This is a genomic window from Rhizobium sp. NXC24, from assembly GCF_002944315.1.
In the GTDB taxonomy this organism is placed as follows: Bacteria; Pseudomonadota; Alphaproteobacteria; order Rhizobiales; family Rhizobiaceae; genus Rhizobium.
Genome location: NZ_CP024311.1, coordinates 2,934,096 through 2,951,450, shown reverse-complemented (window position 1 = coordinate 2,951,450; position 17,355 = coordinate 2,934,096). Strand labels below are relative to the sequence as shown.

Annotated in this window: 16 protein-coding genes; 6 read left to right on the top strand and 10 right to left on the bottom strand. The window is 59.7% G+C overall.

Annotation, left to right across the window (positions count from 1 at the left end; translation table 11 throughout):
* The first annotated feature begins 365 nt into the window (after positions 1 to 365).
* Positions 366 to 1,211 carry an aspartyl/asparaginyl beta-hydroxylase domain-containing protein gene (locus NXC24_RS14590; RefSeq protein ID WP_104823950.1) on the top strand — a complete coding sequence of 282 codons (846 nt, stop codon included), beginning with the start codon at positions 366 to 368 and terminating at the stop codon, positions 1,209 to 1,211.
* An 87-nt stretch (positions 1,212 to 1,298) separates the two neighbouring features.
* On the opposite strand, the gene NXC24_RS14585 is transcribed toward NXC24_RS14590, so the two are convergent.
* From NXC24_RS14585 to NXC24_RS14570, 4 genes are all read right to left on the bottom strand, one after another.
* Positions 1,299 to 4,622, bottom strand: a complete 3,324-nt coding sequence (locus tag NXC24_RS14585; RefSeq protein ID WP_104823949.1) for a thiamine pyrophosphate-dependent enzyme — start codon at positions 4,620 to 4,622, stop codon at positions 1,299 to 1,301.
* A gap of 226 nt (positions 4,623 to 4,848) precedes the next feature.
* A complete protein-coding gene (locus NXC24_RS14580) occupies positions 4,849 to 5,853 on the bottom strand; it encodes a sterol desaturase family protein (protein WP_104823948.1) in 1,005 nt (334 codons plus the stop codon).
* Positions 5,854 to 6,066: 213 nt separating this feature from the next.
* Positions 6,067 to 6,732, bottom strand: a complete 666-nt coding sequence (locus NXC24_RS14575; RefSeq protein ID WP_104823947.1) for a GNAT family protein — start codon at positions 6,730 to 6,732, stop codon at positions 6,067 to 6,069.
* Between the two features lie 34 nt (positions 6,733 to 6,766).
* The gene (locus NXC24_RS14570) at positions 6,767 to 7,450 is read right to left on the bottom strand and encodes a pyridoxamine 5'-phosphate oxidase family protein (RefSeq protein ID WP_104823946.1); all 684 of its coding nucleotides are present in this window, start codon (positions 7,448 to 7,450) and stop codon (positions 6,767 to 6,769) included.
* A 95-nt stretch (positions 7,451 to 7,545) separates the two neighbouring features.
* Between NXC24_RS14570 and NXC24_RS14565 the strand changes: the two genes are divergently transcribed.
* The gene (locus NXC24_RS14565) at positions 7,546 to 8,961 is read left to right on the top strand and encodes a PLP-dependent aminotransferase family protein (protein WP_104823945.1); all 1,416 of its coding nucleotides are present in this window, start codon (positions 7,546 to 7,548) and stop codon (positions 8,959 to 8,961) included.
* 1 nt (position 8,962) lies between these two features.
* Here NXC24_RS14565 and NXC24_RS14560 read toward each other — a convergent pair whose 3' ends face one another.
* The gene (locus NXC24_RS14560; RefSeq protein WP_104823944.1) at positions 8,963 to 9,826 is read right to left on the bottom strand and encodes an AraC family transcriptional regulator; all 864 of its coding nucleotides are present in this window, start codon (positions 9,824 to 9,826) and stop codon (positions 8,963 to 8,965) included.
* Positions 9,827 to 9,958: 132 nt separating this feature from the next.
* On the opposite strand from NXC24_RS14560, the gene NXC24_RS14555 reads away from it, so the two are divergent.
* Positions 9,959 to 10,894 (top strand): phytanoyl-CoA dioxygenase family protein, encoded by a 936-nt coding sequence (locus tag NXC24_RS14555; RefSeq protein ID WP_104823943.1) that lies wholly within the window; start codon positions 9,959 to 9,961, stop codon positions 10,892 to 10,894.
* Between the two features lie 65 nt (positions 10,895 to 10,959).
* Here the strand turns inward: NXC24_RS14555 and NXC24_RS14550 are convergent, their stop codons facing one another.
* The 3 genes from NXC24_RS14550 to NXC24_RS14540 form a co-directional block, all read right to left on the bottom strand.
* The gene (locus tag NXC24_RS14550; protein WP_104823942.1) at positions 10,960 to 11,541 is read right to left on the bottom strand and encodes a histidine phosphatase family protein; all 582 of its coding nucleotides are present in this window, start codon (positions 11,539 to 11,541) and stop codon (positions 10,960 to 10,962) included.
* Positions 11,542 to 11,640: 99 nt separating this feature from the next.
* Positions 11,641 to 11,847, bottom strand: a complete 207-nt coding sequence (locus tag NXC24_RS14545) for a hypothetical protein (protein ID WP_104823941.1) — start codon at positions 11,845 to 11,847, stop codon at positions 11,641 to 11,643.
* On the bottom strand, positions 11,844 to 12,599 hold the full coding sequence (locus NXC24_RS14540) for a COG4280 domain-containing protein (protein ID WP_104823940.1): 756 nt from the start codon (positions 12,597 to 12,599) through the stop codon (positions 11,844 to 11,846). Before NXC24_RS14540 ends, NXC24_RS14545 begins: the two co-directional genes overlap by 4 nt.
* A gap of 202 nt (positions 12,600 to 12,801) precedes the next feature.
* On the opposite strand from NXC24_RS14540, the gene msrB reads away from it, so the two are divergent.
* Positions 12,802 to 13,290, top strand: a complete 489-nt coding sequence (msrB, locus tag NXC24_RS14535; protein ID WP_104823939.1) for a peptide-methionine (R)-S-oxide reductase MsrB — start codon at positions 12,802 to 12,804, stop codon at positions 13,288 to 13,290.
* 38 nt (positions 13,291 to 13,328) lie between these two features.
* Here msrB and NXC24_RS14530 read toward each other — a convergent pair whose 3' ends face one another.
* Entirely contained in the window at positions 13,329 to 14,372 is a 1,044-nt protein-coding gene (locus NXC24_RS14530) for an LLM class flavin-dependent oxidoreductase (RefSeq protein ID WP_104823938.1), read from the bottom strand.
* A 203-nt stretch (positions 14,373 to 14,575) separates the two neighbouring features.
* On the opposite strand from NXC24_RS14530, the gene NXC24_RS14525 reads away from it, so the two are divergent.
* Positions 14,576 to 14,953: a cupin domain-containing protein gene (locus NXC24_RS14525; protein WP_104823937.1), complete on the top strand. Its 378-nt coding sequence runs from the start codon at positions 14,576 to 14,578 to the stop codon at positions 14,951 to 14,953.
* 66 nt (positions 14,954 to 15,019) lie between these two features.
* Here the strand turns inward: NXC24_RS14525 and NXC24_RS14520 are convergent, their stop codons facing one another.
* Positions 15,020 to 16,684 (bottom strand): phosphoethanolamine--lipid A transferase, encoded by a 1,665-nt coding sequence (locus NXC24_RS14520; protein WP_104823936.1) that lies wholly within the window; start codon positions 16,682 to 16,684, stop codon positions 15,020 to 15,022.
* 255 nt (positions 16,685 to 16,939) lie between these two features.
* Here NXC24_RS14520 and NXC24_RS14515 point away from each other — a divergent pair, with 255 nt between their 5' ends.
* A complete protein-coding gene (locus tag NXC24_RS14515) occupies positions 16,940 to 17,350 on the top strand; it encodes a response regulator (RefSeq protein ID WP_104823935.1) in 411 nt (136 codons plus the stop codon).
* Positions 17,351 to 17,355: the final 5 nt, after the last annotated feature.

Sequence of the window (17,355 nt, the reverse complement as noted above, 5' to 3'; positions counted from 1 at the left end):
CTATTCGCTTAGGGGTGAACGCTCGATAAGGCGCGGCTATCGAAAATGTGAAGTTGCCTGCGGCAAAAGGCGTCGCTGCCGGCCGTATTTTTGCCGATTCCGCAGCGCAGCATTTCGGAGAATTCGTTGGGATTTCATCGCACGACAAGACGCCGCTCTCACGAACGGTTTCCCTTGCGGAATTCGACTAACGAACTCATATAATCGCCTATTATGATCGTTGCATAACAAAGGAGTCGCGCGCCGATCAAGGATGGGCCAGACAAAGGCTGCAATTGTCGGACCTATCGCCCTCCCAAGATTTCCACGCAACTTCCTCTGAGACAAGATTTCCTCCCTCCCAATATAGCCCCTATTAGACAGACATGACGGAGAGCACTTTGAGCGTACCAGCTCCCACAACCACTGAGCCGCGTGCTCCGGAGCAAACCTTCGGCACGGCCGGCATCGCGCCGATGGATCGCCCCAGCGCAATGACGCGCTTTTTCATGAGCATCGTCGCCTGGGCCGAAAGCCTCAATCTAAAATACGCCAAACTCGGCAATCCGCCGGTCTATGACAATGCGACCTTTCCCTGGGCGGCCGAGATCGAGAAGGATTATCCCGCGATCCGCGCCGAGCTGGAAAAAGTGCTGCAGCGACAGAGCGAACTGCCGACCTTTCAGGACATCTCCACCGATGTGAAGACCATTTCGACGGATAGCCGCTGGAAGACTTTCTTCCTTCTTGGTTTCGGCGTGAAATCCGAGCAGAACATCAAGGCCTGCCCAAATACCTGGGCGGCCGTGCAGAAAATTCCGGGCCTGAAAACGGCGATGTTCTCGATCTTCGAGCCAGGCAAGCATCTTCCAGCTCATCGCGGCCCTTACAATGGTGTGCTGCGCCTGCATGTCGGCCTCATCGTGCCGGAGCCGAACGACAAACTTGCCATCCGTGTCGACAAGCAGGTTTGCCACTGGCAGGAAGGCAAGGCGCTGATCTTCGACGATGCCTATGAGCACGAGGCCTGGAACCACACCGACAAGACCCGCGTGGTGCTCTTCGTCGATTTCGTCAAGCCGCTGAAATTCCCGGCCCGCATTGTCAACTGGGCGCTGATGAACCTGGCGATCTTCACGCCCTTCATCCGCGAAGGCCTCGACAATCACAAAGAATGGGAAAAGAAGTTCTATGCCGAAGCCGAGGCGCTGAGAAATCGCCCGAAGGCATAGGGTACAGCGCGTATAGATCTTACAGAAAACCCCGGATCCTAAGAGGATTCCGGAGTTTTGTTTTGGTCGGTCTGAAGCCGGTTACAGTTATTTTATCGTGCGCACGATGGCTGCGCCCGACGTCATGCCGCCGCCGAAGGCGACGAGGCCGAGGTTGAGCGGCTCAGAGCGTTCATTGGCCACATGCATCATGGCGAGCGGGATGCTCGACGAGCTGGTGTTGCCGTAGGTCTCGATGACGCTGAGTGCCGGCCGGCCACTGCGCTTGGCAATGGTGTCGATGATGCGTTGGTTCGCCTGATGCGGCACCAGAAGATCGAGATTGGCGAGCTCAAGCCCGGCATCGACGCAAGCGTCCTCGATCGAGCGCGACATGGAATGCACGGCCTCGGTGAAGACCGAGCGGCCGTTCATCGAAATGACGCCTTCGTCCGGCAACGGCACGTAGAGAAGGTCACCCGGCTCCGGACGGCCGCTGATGACCGGACGGCTCGCGGCAAACAGCGGATTGCGGGCCATGTCGCGGCTGGTGACCAGACAAGCCGTAGCGGCGTCGCCGAACAGGATGGCGGTGGAAAAATCGTTCATGTCGAGCAGCGGCGACAGCACTTCCGAGGTGACGATCAGCACCTTGGCATCGTTCTGCTGGGCGATGAAATCGTAGGCCTGCTGCAAAGCGTAGAGATAGCCGGAGCAGGCGGCTCCCATGTCATAAGCGGCAAGCGACGGCCGCACGCCGTCTTCGGCAACGGCAACCGCAACGCGGCTTGCGAGCGACGGCGTGGCGATATCGGGTGTGCCGGTGGCGGCAATGACGAGATCCATATCGTGGATCGTCATATTGGTCTGGCGCAGGAGATCGCGGACAGCCTTGGTCGCGAGGCTCAACGTGCCTTCGTCGGGGCCGACCCAGAAGCGGCTCTTGATGCCGGTCAGGGCAAAGATTTCCTCGGCGCGCCGGTTCGGCCAATTGTGGATGATATCTTCATTGCTGACGCGGCGGGCGCCGGTCGCAAAGCCCATGCCGCTGACGGCAATTTCGGTGAAATTGCCGGAATGGCGGCGTAGCGCCGGGATCGAATGCGACTTCAACCGACGCAGCACGAATTTATTGTGGGTCTCAGAGGCCAGCGCGAAGTTGCGTTCGCTCAGGTCACGGTTGGCATCGACAGTCAAAAGCGCGCTGTCGGTGGCGATCTGATCGCCGATCTTGGCGAAAACCTCCTGAACAACGCCGCCGATATTAGCGCAGATTTCAACCGAAGCCTTGGTCGCCTCGACCACGGCGACGAGCTGGCCAACCTCGATCGTATCGCCGGGCTTGACCAGCATATCGGTCACCAGCACGCTTTCATCGGCCGGGCCGGAGCCGATAGCCTTGATGGCTGCGGTCGGGCCGGACTTGTCCTCTTCATGCCAGGTGACCTCGCATTCGAGAACCTCGGCCATCAGATCGACCAGCTTGCTGTAGGACGGCAGCGTTTCCAACTGATTGCGGAAATTGAAGGGTACATGCGCATCCGAGCGGGCAAGCCGACGGACGATGACGGGCACGTCGGTTTTCTCGGTGACGGTCGCGACGATTTCGGCGCCCATGCCGACCGTGCGATTGTCTTCGTGCACCACGATCAGGCGACGGGTGCGCTTGGCGCTAGCGAGCACTTCCTTCTCGTCCCAGGGCGAGATCGAACGAAGGTCGATGACTTCCACCGAAAAACCCTGGGCTTCGAAGGCGCTCGCCGCCTTGGCACAGAGCGAAACCGTATTGCCGTAGGTGACCAGCGTCAGGTCGCGGCCGCGGGCGACATAGCGCGACAGGCCGGGGCGGACGAAATGCGTGTCGAGATCGGTGGATGTGCGGCCGTCGGAGTTGTTGAGCACCGCCTTGGGGTAAAGGAAGACGGTCGGGCGGCGTGACTCGAAGGCGGCGTTGAGCAGGCCAGCGGCATCGCCGGCGCTGGAGGGCATGACGACGTCGATGCCGGGCGTATGCGCCAGCATGCTTTCGAAGCTCTGCGCATGGAACGGTCCGAGGCCCGGCTTATAGCCGCCGCAGCTCACCATCAGGATGACGGGCGATTCCCAGGCGCCTTGGGTGCGCCAGAACATGCTGCCCATCTCCGAGACAATCTGGTTATAGGCGAGCGGCAGGAAATCGGCGAACTGGAGGAAAGCTACCGGGCGCTGGCCGGCAAGCGCCCGGCCGACCGCGGTGCCGACAATGGTAGATTCGCTGAGCGCGGCGTTGCGTACCCGCTCGGGATATTTCGTGCTAAGGCCGCGGGTGACGCCGAAGACGTCGCCCTTGGGATCTTCGATATCCTGGCCGAAGAGGACGACATCGGGATTGTCGGCAAGCTGCTTGTCGAGCACGCCGTTCAGCGCTTCGCGCATGGTCAGGGTGACCGCGCTCTTGCCGCCGCGGTATTCGGGGGTTTTGTCGAACGAAGCCGGGTACGGCGCTTTCGCCTCCGGCTCGACATGCGGCGCATCTTCCTTGCGGGCAAGGGCTGCTTCGGCCTGCACCTCGGCAGTCAGGTCCCTCTCGATCTTTTCCAGCGCATCGGCATCGACACCTGCCTTCAGCAGGGCGGCACGCAGATTGACCAGCGGATCGCGGACGGAGCCGGTCTCGATCTCATCCTGGGTGCGATAGGTTTTCTGGTCGTCGGCGTTGGTATGGTCGGATAGGCGCTCGACGTTGAGGATCACCAGGCTCGGCGTGCGGTTGTTGCGGCTGTGGCGGACGGCTTTGCGGAAAGCTTCGCGCGATGCCTGCAGATCGTCGCCATCGGCACGGATGATATCGAGGCCGTAGAAAGAAGAGGCGGGCCCGGTCGGTAGGTCGAAGAAGGTCTGCTTGGTGGTGCGCGTCGAGATGGAGAAACTATTGTCTTCGATGATGAAGACGACGGGATATTGGCTGCGTACGGCTTCGGCCACGGCTTCGACGAATTCGCCCTGCTGCGTGGTGCCGTCACCGACGCAGCAAACGGCAATCGGCATGCCGGACTTGTGCTTCAGCGCGGCGCCAACGCCGACGGCATGCAGTGCATTATTGCCAACGGGGCCGACGATGGAGGTGATGTTGAGAGCGCGGGAGGAAAGATGCGCGCTCATCTGCCGGCCGGCGGAATGGGAATTGGCCGTGGCGAGAAGGCTGGAGAAAAACTCACGAATGGGCATGCCGCGCGCCAGCATCAAGGCTTTGTCGCGATAATGCAGATGCAACCAATCGTCATCATGGAGGAATTCGTTGAGCAGCGCCGTCGACTCATGTCCGGCACCGGAAACGTGAAAATGTGCTATGCCTTGCTTGATGAATTCTCGTTCAAGCCGGTCTATTTCACGCGATGTGAAAAATATTCTATGAAGTTGCTTGAGATGATCTGGGGTAAATCTCCCTTCCATTTCAATGATTTTCCTAATCTGTCATGACCATCAATTTGCGTCGGATAGGTAACGCCGTGGGGTATCTTTTTCAATACACGTTAGATGACAATATCTTCTCGGTTTGAAATAGGTTTCCGAGCACTGGTTGCATCCTCGCATTTGGCGGCGCCGGTTTCGATGAAAAAAGTCTATGCCTTCCGGCCATTGCCAGCGCGCTTCGACACCAACCGATGGATGCCGTTCATCATCTTCCTTCAGCCCGTTTTCGGATCGGCTCGTCGGCTTGCTTACGAACGGAGGCCTTCCTTGCTGCCAGCTTTTCCTTGGCCACCAGCTCCTTCGGCTTTTTCCCGATGATCTGCCTGCGTCCCTTGGTGGAGAAGGGCTGCACGAGCTGGGCAAGGAAGCCCTTGGCAACCTTGCCGCTGATGCCGATGTCGGTGGAGGAGGGGCGCGGCGGATTGTAGTAGGTTCCGAGAATCTGGTCCCAGATCACGAGGTTTTCGCCGTAATTGGTGTTGCCCTCGGAAAGCAGTTTCGAGTGATGCCAGCGGTGCAGGCGCGGCGTCGAGAGGAACCAGTCGAGCGGGCCGGTGCGCACGTCGATGTTGCAATGGGTGAGGAGGCCGATAAACGCCGTCACCGCGCCAATCCACAGGAAAACCGGCAGCGGCGCACCAAGGAGATAGAGCGGGATCTGGCCAAGCGCGATCTTGAACAGCGAATCAATGATGTGGAAACGCCCGGTATTGATGACCCACAAGCGCTCGACGCTGTGATGCAGGGCATGGAAACGCCAAAGCGTCAGGTACTCATGCGCAAGGCGATGGGCGGCATAGAGGCCGAATTCGGCGATGATCAACCCCAGCACGACCTGCAAGGCCAGCGGCCATTGCTCCGGCCATATATGGGCCTGGTGGCTCAGGAGAGGCTGCGCCACGGTCGCCACCGCCATCGGAAATGACGTGCCAATGGCTGCTGCGATCTGCACGCTGCCTTTGCTCAAAAGCGTGTGCGCGATATTGCTGATCGTCTCGCCGTCGCGTTCCAGCCAGGTCTCCTCATAGGGCATAAGCCGCTCGAAAAGCGCAATCGTCGCGACGATGGAGAGGTAGACGACATTGAACCAAAGGAGCCGCATCGGCGACTGAAACGCGAAATAGGAGCCTGTCAGTCCGGCGCAAAAGATCACCGGCCACAACAAGGATGAAACAGCAGCGTAGAGACGCGAACTGTTTTGAAATGTCATGCCATTATCCTCGGATTCTAATCGATCGGGGTGGGGTGGCGCTTAAAATATGCGCGATATGTACCGCGATGATTGTGGGCGAGGAAGCGAAATCTTGAGTTCGTCGGAAGCGTTTGCGTTTCTCTCATGTTGCAGAACGCGTTCCGGGCGGTCTGACAAGGCCGATGTGGCCGGCGGTCATCTCTCGAATCGGAGCGACCGCCGGGTGCGCGATCAGCGGTCGAACGTCAGCCTGATCTTCTGCTGCCCGGCCTCGTCGAAATTCTCAGGAGACAGCCATCTCTCGTAACCGGCCTTCAGGCGCGGCCAATCGGCGTCGATCATCGCGTACCAGGCGGTGTCGCGGTTCTTGCCCTTGGCGACCATGTGCTGGCGGAAGATGCCTTCGAAGGTGAAGCCGAAACGCTCCGCAGCGCGCTTCGATGGCTCGTTGAGATTGTTGCATTTCCACTCGAAACGGCGATAGCCGAGCGTATCGAAGACATAGGAAGCGAAGAGATAGAGCGTTTCGGTGGTGACGCGGCTGCGCGCGATCGCCGGCCCCCAGAGGATGCTGCCAATCTCGATGACGCCATGCACGGGATCGATGCGCATCAGCGCCTGGCGGCCTTCGGCCTTGCCGGTCCGCTTGTCGATCGTAGCGAAAAACAGCGGGTCGGTGCCGGAAGCGGCCTTTTCGAGCCATGGCGTGAAGGCGGCGAGATCGGCCGGTGCATTCTCGAACAGATAGCGGAAGCGATCTTCGGCACCGGGCGCTTGCGCCGAGGCGTAGAGATCAGCGCCATGGCGCGCCGGGTCGAGCGGCTCCAGCCGGACATAGCGGCCTTCCAAAGTGATCCGTTCCGGGCGCGGCACGCCATTCCAATTCGCAAGGTCCATATCGAAGTCCTTTGGTATCAAATCAAAAAATAATCTATCTAATCCGGCCCGATTGTATCAGTGCCGCCAGCGGTTCGGGTAGCTCTATCCCATGCGGCAATCCCGGTGCCGCTTCCGCCGGAGCCAGATGGCTTCGCACCGGCAGGACGCCCGCCCAGACGGGGAAATCCGCCTCGTCAATATCGCCTGGCGGGCCGTTACGGACCTTGGCCGTCGCCTCGTCTATTTCCATCCTCAGGACCGATGTCGCTTTCACCTCCTGGCGGGTCATCGGTCGCAGGCCGTCCCAGCGGCCGGGGAACAGATTTTCGATGAAGCGGCGGAGCGCATCGGCCTTCTCCTCGACATCCTCGAGAAGGCGGGCCGTGCCGAAAACCATGGCGGAACGGTAGTTGACCGAGTGGTTGAAGGCGGAACGGGCAAGCACATAACCATCCATGAGGCTGCAGGTGAGGCAGACAGGCATATCCTCAGCCGCGCGCAGAAAGCGGCTTGCCGCCGAACCGTGCCAATAGACATGGTCGCCCTCGCGCCAATGCAGCGTCGGCGTCACATAGGGCGCACCATTGATGACATAGCCGACGTGACAGAGGGGTGATGCATCCAGAATGGCATGGACATTCGTGCGAGCATGGCTGCCGCGATGATGTTCGCGCCGCACGCGCGAGCGTTCGGTGGTCGGATAGTCGTCAGCTTGGGGCGGGTAAAGGTCAGCCATCGTTTCCTCACTGGTATCATTTTGATCTATGCCGCCAAAGAGGTAGGTTATAAATAGCCAGTTTTTGTATTTCTAGCAGACCAGTTGGAGATGTCATGGCAGCGATTGCACAATGGCCGGCGCTCGATCGCGTGGCGGGCGACCTAGAAGGCCAAGTGTATCGCGTGATGCGCGATCGCATACTCCAGGGGCAGATGCCGCCGGGACAGCGGCTGCCGTCGACACGAATGCTCGCGATTTCGCTTGGTGTTGCGCGCTCCACCGTGGTCAACGCCTATGAGCGGCTGAAAGCGGAGGGCTATCTGCAATCGGCGACGGGTGCCGCGACCCGCGTCGCCGCATTCACGACACCGCCTCTGCAAGGGCAAGCTGCGTCGACGCCGCTCAGTCCGATGCCGATGACCGAGAGTGCCGCAGGCGGCCTGTTCGAGCCGGGCGTGCCGGATGTTTCAGCTTTTCCGCACGCCGCCTGGGCGCGATGCCTCGGCGCTCGCGGCCGTTCGCTGCGGGTGCATGATCTCGGCTACGGCGCGCATAGCGGCATTCGCGAGTTGCGCGAGGCTATCCTCGATCATATCTCCGCCACGCGCGGCGTGACTGCCCGCCCCGAACAACTCCTCATCGTTCCCTCCACCGGAGCCGCCATCGATCTGCTGGCGCGCGTCCTGTTGCAGCCTGATCGCCCAGATGGGAGGATCGCCTGGATGGAGGAACCGGGTTATGCCACGGCGCAGGCGTTGCTGCGGATGGCAGGCGCGGACCTCGCGCCGGTGCCATGCGACCAGGCGGGCATCGATGTCGCAAGAGCCGCCGGTCCGCCGCCACGGCTGATCTATGTCACGCCCTCGCATCAATATCCGACCGGCGTGACGATGAGCCTGCCGCGCCGTCTGGCACTGCTGGAATTTGCCCGCGCCAACGGCTCGGTGGTGTTGGAAGACGATTATGACAGCGAATTCCAGTATGCCTCCCGCCCGATCGCCGCGCTGCAGGGCATCGATCGCGGCGAAGTGGTTGCCTATCTCGGAACTTTCTCGAAGACGCTCGCCCCCGGCCTGCGCGTCGCCTACGCAGTCGTGCCGTCCTGGCTCGTGTCCGAGGCCGCGGCCGCGCAGCGGCTGAGAGGGGCTGTCGTGCCGATCCACATCCAGGCGGCGCTTGCCGATTTTATCCGCGAAGGCCGTTTTCGCGCGCATCTGAGGCACATGAACGCGATCTATGCCGCGCGTATGGCAGCGGCTGTTTCCGCGTTGCGCCGTCATTGCGGAGATTGGCTCGATATCGGCGAGGGCACCGGCGGGCTGCAACTGGCGACATGGTTCCGCAACGCCAGCACGGATGACCGGGCGGCCTTACAAAGGATCAACGCTCAGGGCTTTGCGCTTCGCTCCATGTCCGCGCTGCATCTTGGCCCTCCGCGGTCGGGACTGCTGTTCGGCATAGCACGCATGGCGCCCGAGGCTGCGGACGCCGCGGCGGCAAGGATTGCCGCGCTGCTTCGAGTTCCCTGAGTCACCGTCTGACGAACAATCTTCTGTACTCCCGTGGCGTCATGCCTTTCAGGGTTTTGAACTGCCTGTTGAAATTGGCGATTGAATTATAGCCGACGGCATCGCTGATATGATGGACCGCTTGATTGGTGGAGGAGAGGCGAGCACAGGCGTCGCCAATGCGCATACGCATGAGGTAGTCGGAAATGGCGGTGCCGGTGTGGCGGCGAAACATCCGATGCAGACCGGAAACGCTGAGCGCGGCGATATCGGCCAATTCGTCCAGGCTGACGGCGCGCGCATAGTTGAGATGCATGTGTGTCAGAACACGGTCGATGCGTTCCCGGCTCTCCCTCAGTTCCTGCGATTGGCCTGGTGCGCTCGCAAGCGGCATCGCCTGCCTGTCGCCGGCAATGGTGACAAGGATGCTCAACAGCGACAGCAGCCGTTCGACGGGCGGTTTTTCAAAGACTGCTTCGAATTCCAGCCGTACCGCCGCGGCGATCTCTTTCGAAAATTGCAAGCCGTTATCGGCTCGCATCACCATCGCCTCGATCGGCCGAAATTCGACAGCACCGCCTGATATCTGCAACAGCCATTCGCGATGGAACCAAAAGACAAGGGCGACATGCGGCTTATGCTCATCGATCTTTGCGCGTGAGGCCCATGTATGCGGCAGGTTGGGTCCGACGAGCACGAGATCGCCGTCGCCGTAATCGCCGCTATGGTCACCGATGAAACGCTGACCGATCGAGTTCAGCGTGAGCGTGAGTTCGAATTCGGGATGATGATGCCATTGAAAGGGGATGACATCGTCGAGCCGCCGGTTGAGCATGCTCCACGACGTTTCCGGCGACTGCGGCAATATCTCAAGATAGGGTCTCATCGGGCGTCAACTAGAGTACAGAAGCCAGAATAGTATCAGAAAAAGCCAGGACCAAGCAACACGGACTGCCGACATCCCATTATTGCTCGAGCATCGCCTGACGTGACAGGGATAACCAGATGGGAGACTCATATGCAGCAAAGTTTGAAACGGGACGCGCATCCAACCGCTTCTTCGGCCGTGACGCAGTTGAAGGACATAAGGAAGACATTGCCGCTGCGGGTTCTCTCGCAACAAGACTGGCAGCATTGGATCACCAAGGGTTATGTGATCGTGCGGCAGGCTGTCCCCCCGGCAAATGTCGAGCGGCTTGCAGAGGTGCTTTGGACCTTCGACGAGAAGGACCCGAATGATCCATCGACTTGGTATGCGCCACAGCGCCGCGAGCACAAGATGAAGGAGCTCAACAACACCGGCATGCTGGAGATCTACAATCACCAGTACCTTTGGGACAATCGCATGGAGCCGCGCATCTATGGCGCCTTCGTTGATATTTGGGACCGCGAAGACCTGTGGGTGACGATCGATCGCGCCAATCTCAATCCCCCGAAGAAGATCAAGGGCAATCCGAACGGCTTCATTCACTGGGACGTCGACACGTCCCTTCGCCCCCTGCCGATAGGCGTGCAGGGCGTCTTGAGCCTGAAGAAGCAGGACGGGGATGTCGGGGGTTTTCAGTGCGTGCCGGAGCTGTTCGAGCACTTTGAGGAATGGGAAAAAACCCAGCCCGCGGATCGGGACCCCATGCACCCCGACATGGCCGGCCTCTCGGTCGTCAACATCGACATGGAGCCGGGCGATCTGATGATCTTCAATTCATTGCTTGCTCACGGAGTCCGCCCAAACCACGCGGAAAACCGCGTCCGCATGGCGCAGTATATTTCGATGCATCCGGCCGAGTTCGGCAATGTTGCCGAGCGTGAAGAACGCATCCGCTTGTGGCGCGAGCGCGATCATCCGATGCGTGACGCGTTTCCCGGTGATCCCCGGAAGTGGGAAAAACACAATGCCGAGACGGCGGTGTTGACACCGCTGGGCGAAAAACTGCTGGGGCTGACTGCCTGGTAAAGGTGGTCGCGGAGCTTTGATCGAGCGGCCCTATTGCCGCTCGATGTCTATCGATCGACGTCCCGTTAAACCTGGTTCCAGCGGCGGATGACCGGTTCGCTCAGATCGTGTTCATAGCCGAGAATGCTGATGCTGGTGGTGTCGAGCACGAAATGTGCGCCGCCTTGCGGCTGAAGGCCGAGCCAGCGGGCGGCGAAGACCCTCAGGAAATGCGCGCTGGAGAAGATCAGGACGTTGCCGTTCACCTGCCGTAGCTCGCTGATAATCCTGTCGGCTCTTGCGCCGACATCGGCTGCGGTTTCGCCATCAGGGCATCCGTCGCGAAAGAGTTGCCAGCCGGGGCGCTGAGCAAGGATTTCCTTGGTGGTGATGCCCTCATAGGCGCCATAATTCCACTCCGCCAGATCGTCCTTGACGGCACGGGCATCGCCGAAGCCGGCGAGCGTGCTGGTGCTTTTGGCGCGCTCAGACGGGCTCGACCAAACAGTAGCGAAATCGATGGCGGGCAGGCGGCCAGCCACCTTGCGGGCGGCTTCTTCACCGGCGGGGGTAAGGGGGATATCGGCTCGCCCAGTGTGCCGGCCGGACAGGCTCCATTCCGTCTGTCCATGCCGAACCAGATAGATTTCCGGATACGCGCTGCTCATCTGAACGCCTCTCGATCGCGCTGAAATTCCCGTAATTCTTCGCATCTGCGAGACCCTCTGTCGAGGGAGCATGCCGGTGCCCGCAGAGGAATAGTCATGTCATCGTTTCACGGCGCGGCGAACGCTGTATAGGAGGATGGCGAGGCAGCCCAGTAGCAGAAGCAGGCCGCCGATGAGCGGCGGCAATGCGAGAAGCTTGACCGCGACAGCGACCGCGATCACCAGGATCAGGGAAAAGGCCGCTAGGCTGCCGTCGTCGATGAACATGCCGATAAGTTCGGATAGGGCGATGCGGATAATGTTCATTGGACTGCCTTTGCTGTGGATTTGCCGATAGAGCCGCGCAGGCTGCGGATGATGGCGAAGGACGCCAGGGCAACGATTGCGAAGATGGCGATAAGCGCAAGGTCTTCGCCTGGCCAATCCGCGCCGATGCCTTCGCCGGTCCAGAAAATGCCGAAGCTGGTCAGCATCAGCCCGACGATGAATTTGAGCGTGTTTTCCGGCACTGTCGCGAGCGGGCGATGGACCAGCAGACCGATCAGCATCACCAGGATGAACGCAGCCAGAGCGCCGAGGCCGGCAAAGAGCGTCAGGCCATGGGCACCGCCGACGGCGATGACGATGAAGACCACCTCGACGCCTTCCAACAGCACCGCCTTGAACGAAGCAAGGCCGGCGAGATAATCAGCGCGCAGGTCCTCGGATTGTTGCCGGAGCGCCGCTGTTTCCTTGGAGAAGGCTGCTTCCTCATCATGCAGGGCTATTACGCCGAGTGAGCGCAGAATGGCTTTGCGCAGCCAGCGCATGCCGAACAGGATCAGGAGAACGCCGACAACGAATTGCAGTGTGGTAATCGGCACCAGCGCCAACAGCGGCCCGAAGATGAGGACGAGGGCTGCAAGCACCGCAAGCGCGAGAGCGGCACCGGTCAGCGCCGGACGCCAGCTCCGTGTGACGCCGACGGCAAGGACGATAGTGAAAGCTTCCACGACCTCGACGAAAGAGCCAAGGAAGGACGCCGTTATGGTGGAAAGGATCGGTGTGAGACTGTTCATGCAGTGAATCCTGGGCAACGGATAGCTGTCGATTTTGCATGATCTTATCCGAAAGCCGCTCGAATTTTTCGGGTAAGACCATGCCGAAAGTCACATTCATGATCACGTTTCGGTGCTTCACGCGCAGATATGTAACAAAATCCGCGCCAGCGCCGTATATTTTGCGGGACAGGTGATCGTCCCTTCGATGGGAGTTCCAGACATGTTGAACAGACGACTTCTCCTCATCGCCGCTGGCCTCGGGGCGGTTGCGGCCCGACTTGGTTTGGCTTCAGGCCCGGTCGTTGCGGCCGAGAAATTTCCCGTTACCCACACCGACGAAGAATGGCACAAGCTGCTGACGCCGGACCAATATGCCGTGCTGCGCGAGGAGGGGACGGAATATCCTTTTTCCAGCCCGCTGCTGCATGAGGAGCGCAAGGGCAATTTCGCCTGTGCCGGCTGCCAGCAGGATGTTTTCTCTTCAAGCACGAAGTTTGACAGCGGCACCGGCTGGCCGAGCTTTTGGGCGCCGATCGACGGTGCAGTCGGAACGACTGAGGACCATTCCTTCGGCATGGCGCGTACGGCTGTGCATTGCAGCCGCTGCGGCGGCCATCTCGGCCATGTCTTTCCGGACGGGCCAAAGCCGACAGGCTTGCGCTACTGCATGAACGGCGTTGCCATGACATTCCACGAGATTTCGGCCTGATCGCCGAAGGGCGAGCCTTCCGCTGAAAAAGCTGGATCTCAGCTCTCGTTGCTTATCGCCGCTCGCACCGCGGGGATAACTTTCTGGCCATAAAGTTCGATGCAATGCATCAGTTTGCTGTGGCTGAGCATGCCGGCGCTGTATTTCAACTGGAAGCGGCTGATGCCGAGCGTCTTGATGACCGGTGCGAGCTTGGCGGCGACGGTTTCGGGCGAGCCGACATAGAGCGAACCGCTTTCGATCTCGCTATCGAATTCGTTGCGCGTCATCGGCGGCCAGCCGCGCTCGCGGCCGATGCGATCGCGCATCGCCTTGTAGCTCGGCCACAGTTCTTCGCGGGCCAGATCGTCCGTATCGGCAATATAGCCCGGCGAATGGATGCCGATCGGCTGAACCGTACCGCCCAATTGCGCGAACGCCCTGTGATAGAGATCAATATAGGGCTGGAAGCGGTAAGGGCTGCCACCGATGATCGCCAGCATCAGCGGCAGGTTATATTGTGCGGCGCGGACGACCGAAGCCGGGCTGCCGCCAACGCCAATCCATGTCTTTAGGCTACCCTTCTCGATCGTCGGGAAGACGCGCTGATTGCTGAGCGGCGGGCGTGTCGTTCCCTTCCAGTTGACCGGTTCGTTGGAAAGCAGGGCGGCGAAAAGATCGAGCTTTTCCTCGAACAGTTTTTCATATTGCGACAGCTCGAAACCGAAGAGCGGGAAGGATTCGGTGAACGAACCGCGGCCGAGGATCACCTCGGCGCGCCCGCTCGAGGCCGCATCCAGGCTGGAAAAACGCTGGAAGACGCGGATAGGATCGTCTGAGCTCAAAACCGTGACTGCGGAGCCAAGGCGGATACGCGATGTACGGCCGGCAATCGCGGCAAGCACCGTTTCCGGCGAGGAGACGGCGAAATCCTGACGATGATGCTCGCCGATGCCGAAGAAATCGACCCCGAGCTGGTCCGCGAACACGCCTTCCTCGATCACATTACGGATGACCTGTGCGTGGGATTCCAGTGTTCCACCTTCGTCTTGGGTCACGTCGCCGAAGGTATCGAGCCCGAATTCGACAGTGTTTGCCGTCATGATTTTTCCGTCGCCTATAGCAATTCCATTAGGGGGAGGCCTTTACCCCCGTTCCCCCGCGCGAACCATCCGCAAAGTTTCGGCGATTCCGTTCGAAGAATTCGATATGGTCCCGGTGTGGTAATGTGGTGGCGTTGCGTTTGACGCGGCCGCCATCAATAGCGTCCCGGCATTCGATCGTTGGAGGGAAAAGGAGGAGGCGCATGTCAGAGCTGAAGAAAATCAATCTCACGAAAGCCTTTGCGGCGTTCAACGAGCCTTGGATCCCGCGGATCGGCGGCGACATCAACGACTTTCAGATCAAACTCGTCAAACTCGAAGGCGCCTTTCATTGGCATCATCACGAGGAGGAGGACGAGTTGTTCCTCGTTATCAGAGGCACGCTTCGCATGAAGCTGCGCGAGGAGAATGGCGGCGATATCATCCTCGGCCCTGGCGAATACATCATCGTGCCGCACGGCGTCGAACATTGCCCCACGGCGGAGCCGACATGCGAGGTTCTGCTGCTGGAGCGGAACACGACGCTCAATACCGGCAATGTGGAGAATGAGCGCACGGTGCGTCAGCCGGCGCGGCTTTGAACGGTGCGGGAGGACTTGCGATCGCGGCTTAGCGGGACCGCAAGTCGGGTTCGAGGCTGCTCGCCGTCAATTCAATTGCGCCAGCTTGTTCGGCGAACGGCGGCATTCGGCGAAGACATCCAGGCTGCGGTCGTAGACCTTCGTCGCGACATCCATCAGGCCGAGGACGCTGTGGAAGATATTGTCGTGAGAATAGGTGCCGTCAGCGGCGCGTTTTCCGAGGCAGGCCATGTCATAGCCGCCCGTCTTTGCCAGATCGTCGGCCACCCAGACCAGGAACGGCACATGGGTCTGTTCCGAAGGGGCGATGATATAGGGCGTACCGTGCAGGTAGATCCCGTTTTCGCCAAGCGACTCGCCGTGATCGGAGAAATACACGACTGCGCCGGACAGCGAATTTGAGCGCTGCTTCAATTTATCGATCACCGTCGAAACGATATGGTCCGTATAGAGGATCGTATTGTCGTAGGCGTTGGTGATCTCTTCCGGCGTGCAACTGCCGAAATCATTGGCGCGGCAGTCGGGCTGGAAGCGGCGGAACTCTTCGGGATAGCGCTGGTAGTAGGCAGGGCCGTGGCTGCCGAGTTGATGCAGCACGAGGACGCTGTCTCCTTTGACATGGTCCAGCCAGTTATCGACCTTGTCCACCAGGATAGCATCCAGGCATTCGCCATCCTTGCAGAAGCGGGGATCGGCCGATGTCGGCAGATAGGTGTAGGGAACGCGGTCGGTGACGTGATAGCTGCCCGTATCGTTGTCCAGCCAGCTCACGTCGACCTTCGCATGGGTCAGCACGTCAAGAAGATTCTGCGTCTCTAGGCCCTTCAGGTGGGTATATTGCTCCCGCGTATAAACGGAGAACAGACAAGGGATCGAGGTTGCTGTCGCCGTCCCGCAACTGCTGGTCTTGGGGAAGTAGACCACATTCTGTTTCGCCAGTTCCGGATTGGTCATCTTGCCATAGCCGCCGAGTGAAAAGTTTTTGGCACGCGCGGTTTCGCCGGCGACGATGATCGTCACGCGCGGCTTGCCGTTATCTGTCGTGCCAACCCTGTGGGCATCCGTCCCCAGAGGCTGTGCGACAATGCTTGAATCCTTGCGCGAGTTGATGGCGTAGCGCACGGCGCTGGTGATCGGCATTACTGGATTGAGCATATCCACGAGATCGGGGTGCGCACGGCCGACACCTGCGAACGTCTTGTAGAAGCTGGTGCCTACGATCACGAAGACGGTGAGGCAGGAGAGGATGACAGCGGTATTATAGGCAAGCTTCTTGAGAAGGGGGCGATGCGCGATGCGTACCCATGCAATCACCAGAGATGGCAAAACACCCGTCAGCAGCACATGCATCGCAAAGCGCAGCGTGATCAGATGGCCAGCCTCGGCGCCAGTCGATACCGCGGCATTACGGATCATCTCCTTGTCGATGATGACCCCGAATTGATCGTTGAACCAGGAGGACACCGCCGCCACGAGAACGAAGAAAATCAGGATCGGCTTCGTGAGGTATTTGGCGGAGAAAGACGTGAAGAGCGCCATGATGGCCGCGGAGATGCCAATGGCGAAGGCGGCAAAGGCAACAGGCTCCGCAATAAAATAACCATAAGCCTTGGTCCAAAATGCCTGGTTCGTCACAAGAAGGATATAAATCGTGGTTAAAAGGCAAAGTGTAACGCTGCCGATTGCTGGCCGGATGCTTCGTCGGCCAGGCTGGATGTTTTTATCGTCCAATGTTTTTCTCCAAGGCGTTTCCTGCGAAGCGAGTCGGAAACCGCAGACCGCAGCGCATAGGGCGCAACTTTGACTATTTTAAAGCGCGCGACCGTGCCCGCCGTTCCTGACATTTACCTGAACGGCATTCGTTTGTGCACAACTGATTGACGATCGTTGCCGTTTTCCCGCTCTTTTCGGCGCTTGGGCACGCGAATTTCAGGTCGCCGTCAGCAATCCCGATCATAGCTTCATGTCTCGAACAAGGGAGAAGTCGTGCGGATTTTGCTGGTCGAAGACAATGCCATTATCGGCAATGCGGTGCAGGATCATTTGCTTGCAGAGGGCTGGACAGTCGATTGGTCGACGGACCTTAAGTCCGCGATGACGGCGGCCGCCGCCGGAGCTTATAGCGTCGTTCTCCTCGACCTTCGCCTGCCGGACGGAAGCGGCCTGGAACTGCTGAGATATATGGGGACGAAGGTCGATTCGACGCCGGTGATCATCATGTCCGCTTATGATCAGCTCTCGGACCAAATGACTGGAATGAGCATTGGTGCGGTGGACTATCTTATAAAGCCGTTCGGGCTTGGCGAGCTCACCGCTCGCATCCGCAGAGCTACAGCATCTTCAAGCGCCGGAAAATCGGGACATCACCGGTCGAGCGTTCTTCCGAAAGCCGGCTGAACGCG

Bases quoted from the DNA above. Each gene is read 5' to 3' on its own strand.
- NXC24_RS14540 (WP_104823940.1), bottom strand. From the start codon at position 12,599: ATGAACAGTCTCACACCGATCCTTTCCACCATAACGGCGTCCTTCCTT.
- msrB (WP_104823939.1), top strand. From the start codon at position 12,802: ATGTTGAACAGACGACTTCTCCTCATCGCCGCTGGCCTCGGGGCGGTT.
- NXC24_RS14565 (WP_104823945.1), top strand. From the start codon at position 7,546: ATGGCAGCGATTGCACAATGGCCGGCGCTCGATCGCGTGGCGGGCGAC.
- NXC24_RS14550 (WP_104823942.1), bottom strand. From the start codon at position 11,541: ATGAGCAGCGCGTATCCGGAAATCTATCTGGTTCGGCATGGACAGACG.
- NXC24_RS14575 (WP_104823947.1), bottom strand. From the start codon at position 6,732: ATGGACCTTGCGAATTGGAATGGCGTGCCGCGCCCGGAACGGATCACT.
- NXC24_RS14530 (WP_104823938.1), bottom strand. From the start codon at position 14,372: ATGACGGCAAACACTGTCGAATTCGGGCTCGATACCTTCGGCGACGTG.
- NXC24_RS14580 (WP_104823948.1), bottom strand. From the start codon at position 5,853: ATGACATTTCAAAACAGTTCGCGTCTCTACGCTGCTGTTTCATCCTTG.
- NXC24_RS14545 (WP_104823941.1), bottom strand. From the start codon at position 11,847: ATGAACATTATCCGCATCGCCCTATCCGAACTTATCGGCATGTTCATC.
- NXC24_RS14590 (WP_104823950.1), top strand. From the start codon at position 366: ATGACGGAGAGCACTTTGAGCGTACCAGCTCCCACAACCACTGAGCCG.
- NXC24_RS14570 (WP_104823946.1), bottom strand. From the start codon at position 7,450: ATGGCTGACCTTTACCCGCCCCAAGCTGACGACTATCCGACCACCGAA.
- NXC24_RS14560 (WP_104823944.1), bottom strand. From the start codon at position 9,826: ATGAGACCCTATCTTGAGATATTGCCGCAGTCGCCGGAAACGTCGTGG.
- NXC24_RS14585 (WP_104823949.1), bottom strand. From the start codon at position 4,622: ATGGAAGGGAGATTTACCCCAGATCATCTCAAGCAACTTCATAGAATA.
- NXC24_RS14555 (WP_104823943.1), top strand. From the start codon at position 9,959: ATGCAGCAAAGTTTGAAACGGGACGCGCATCCAACCGCTTCTTCGGCC.
- NXC24_RS14525 (WP_104823937.1), top strand. From the start codon at position 14,576: ATGTCAGAGCTGAAGAAAATCAATCTCACGAAAGCCTTTGCGGCGTTC.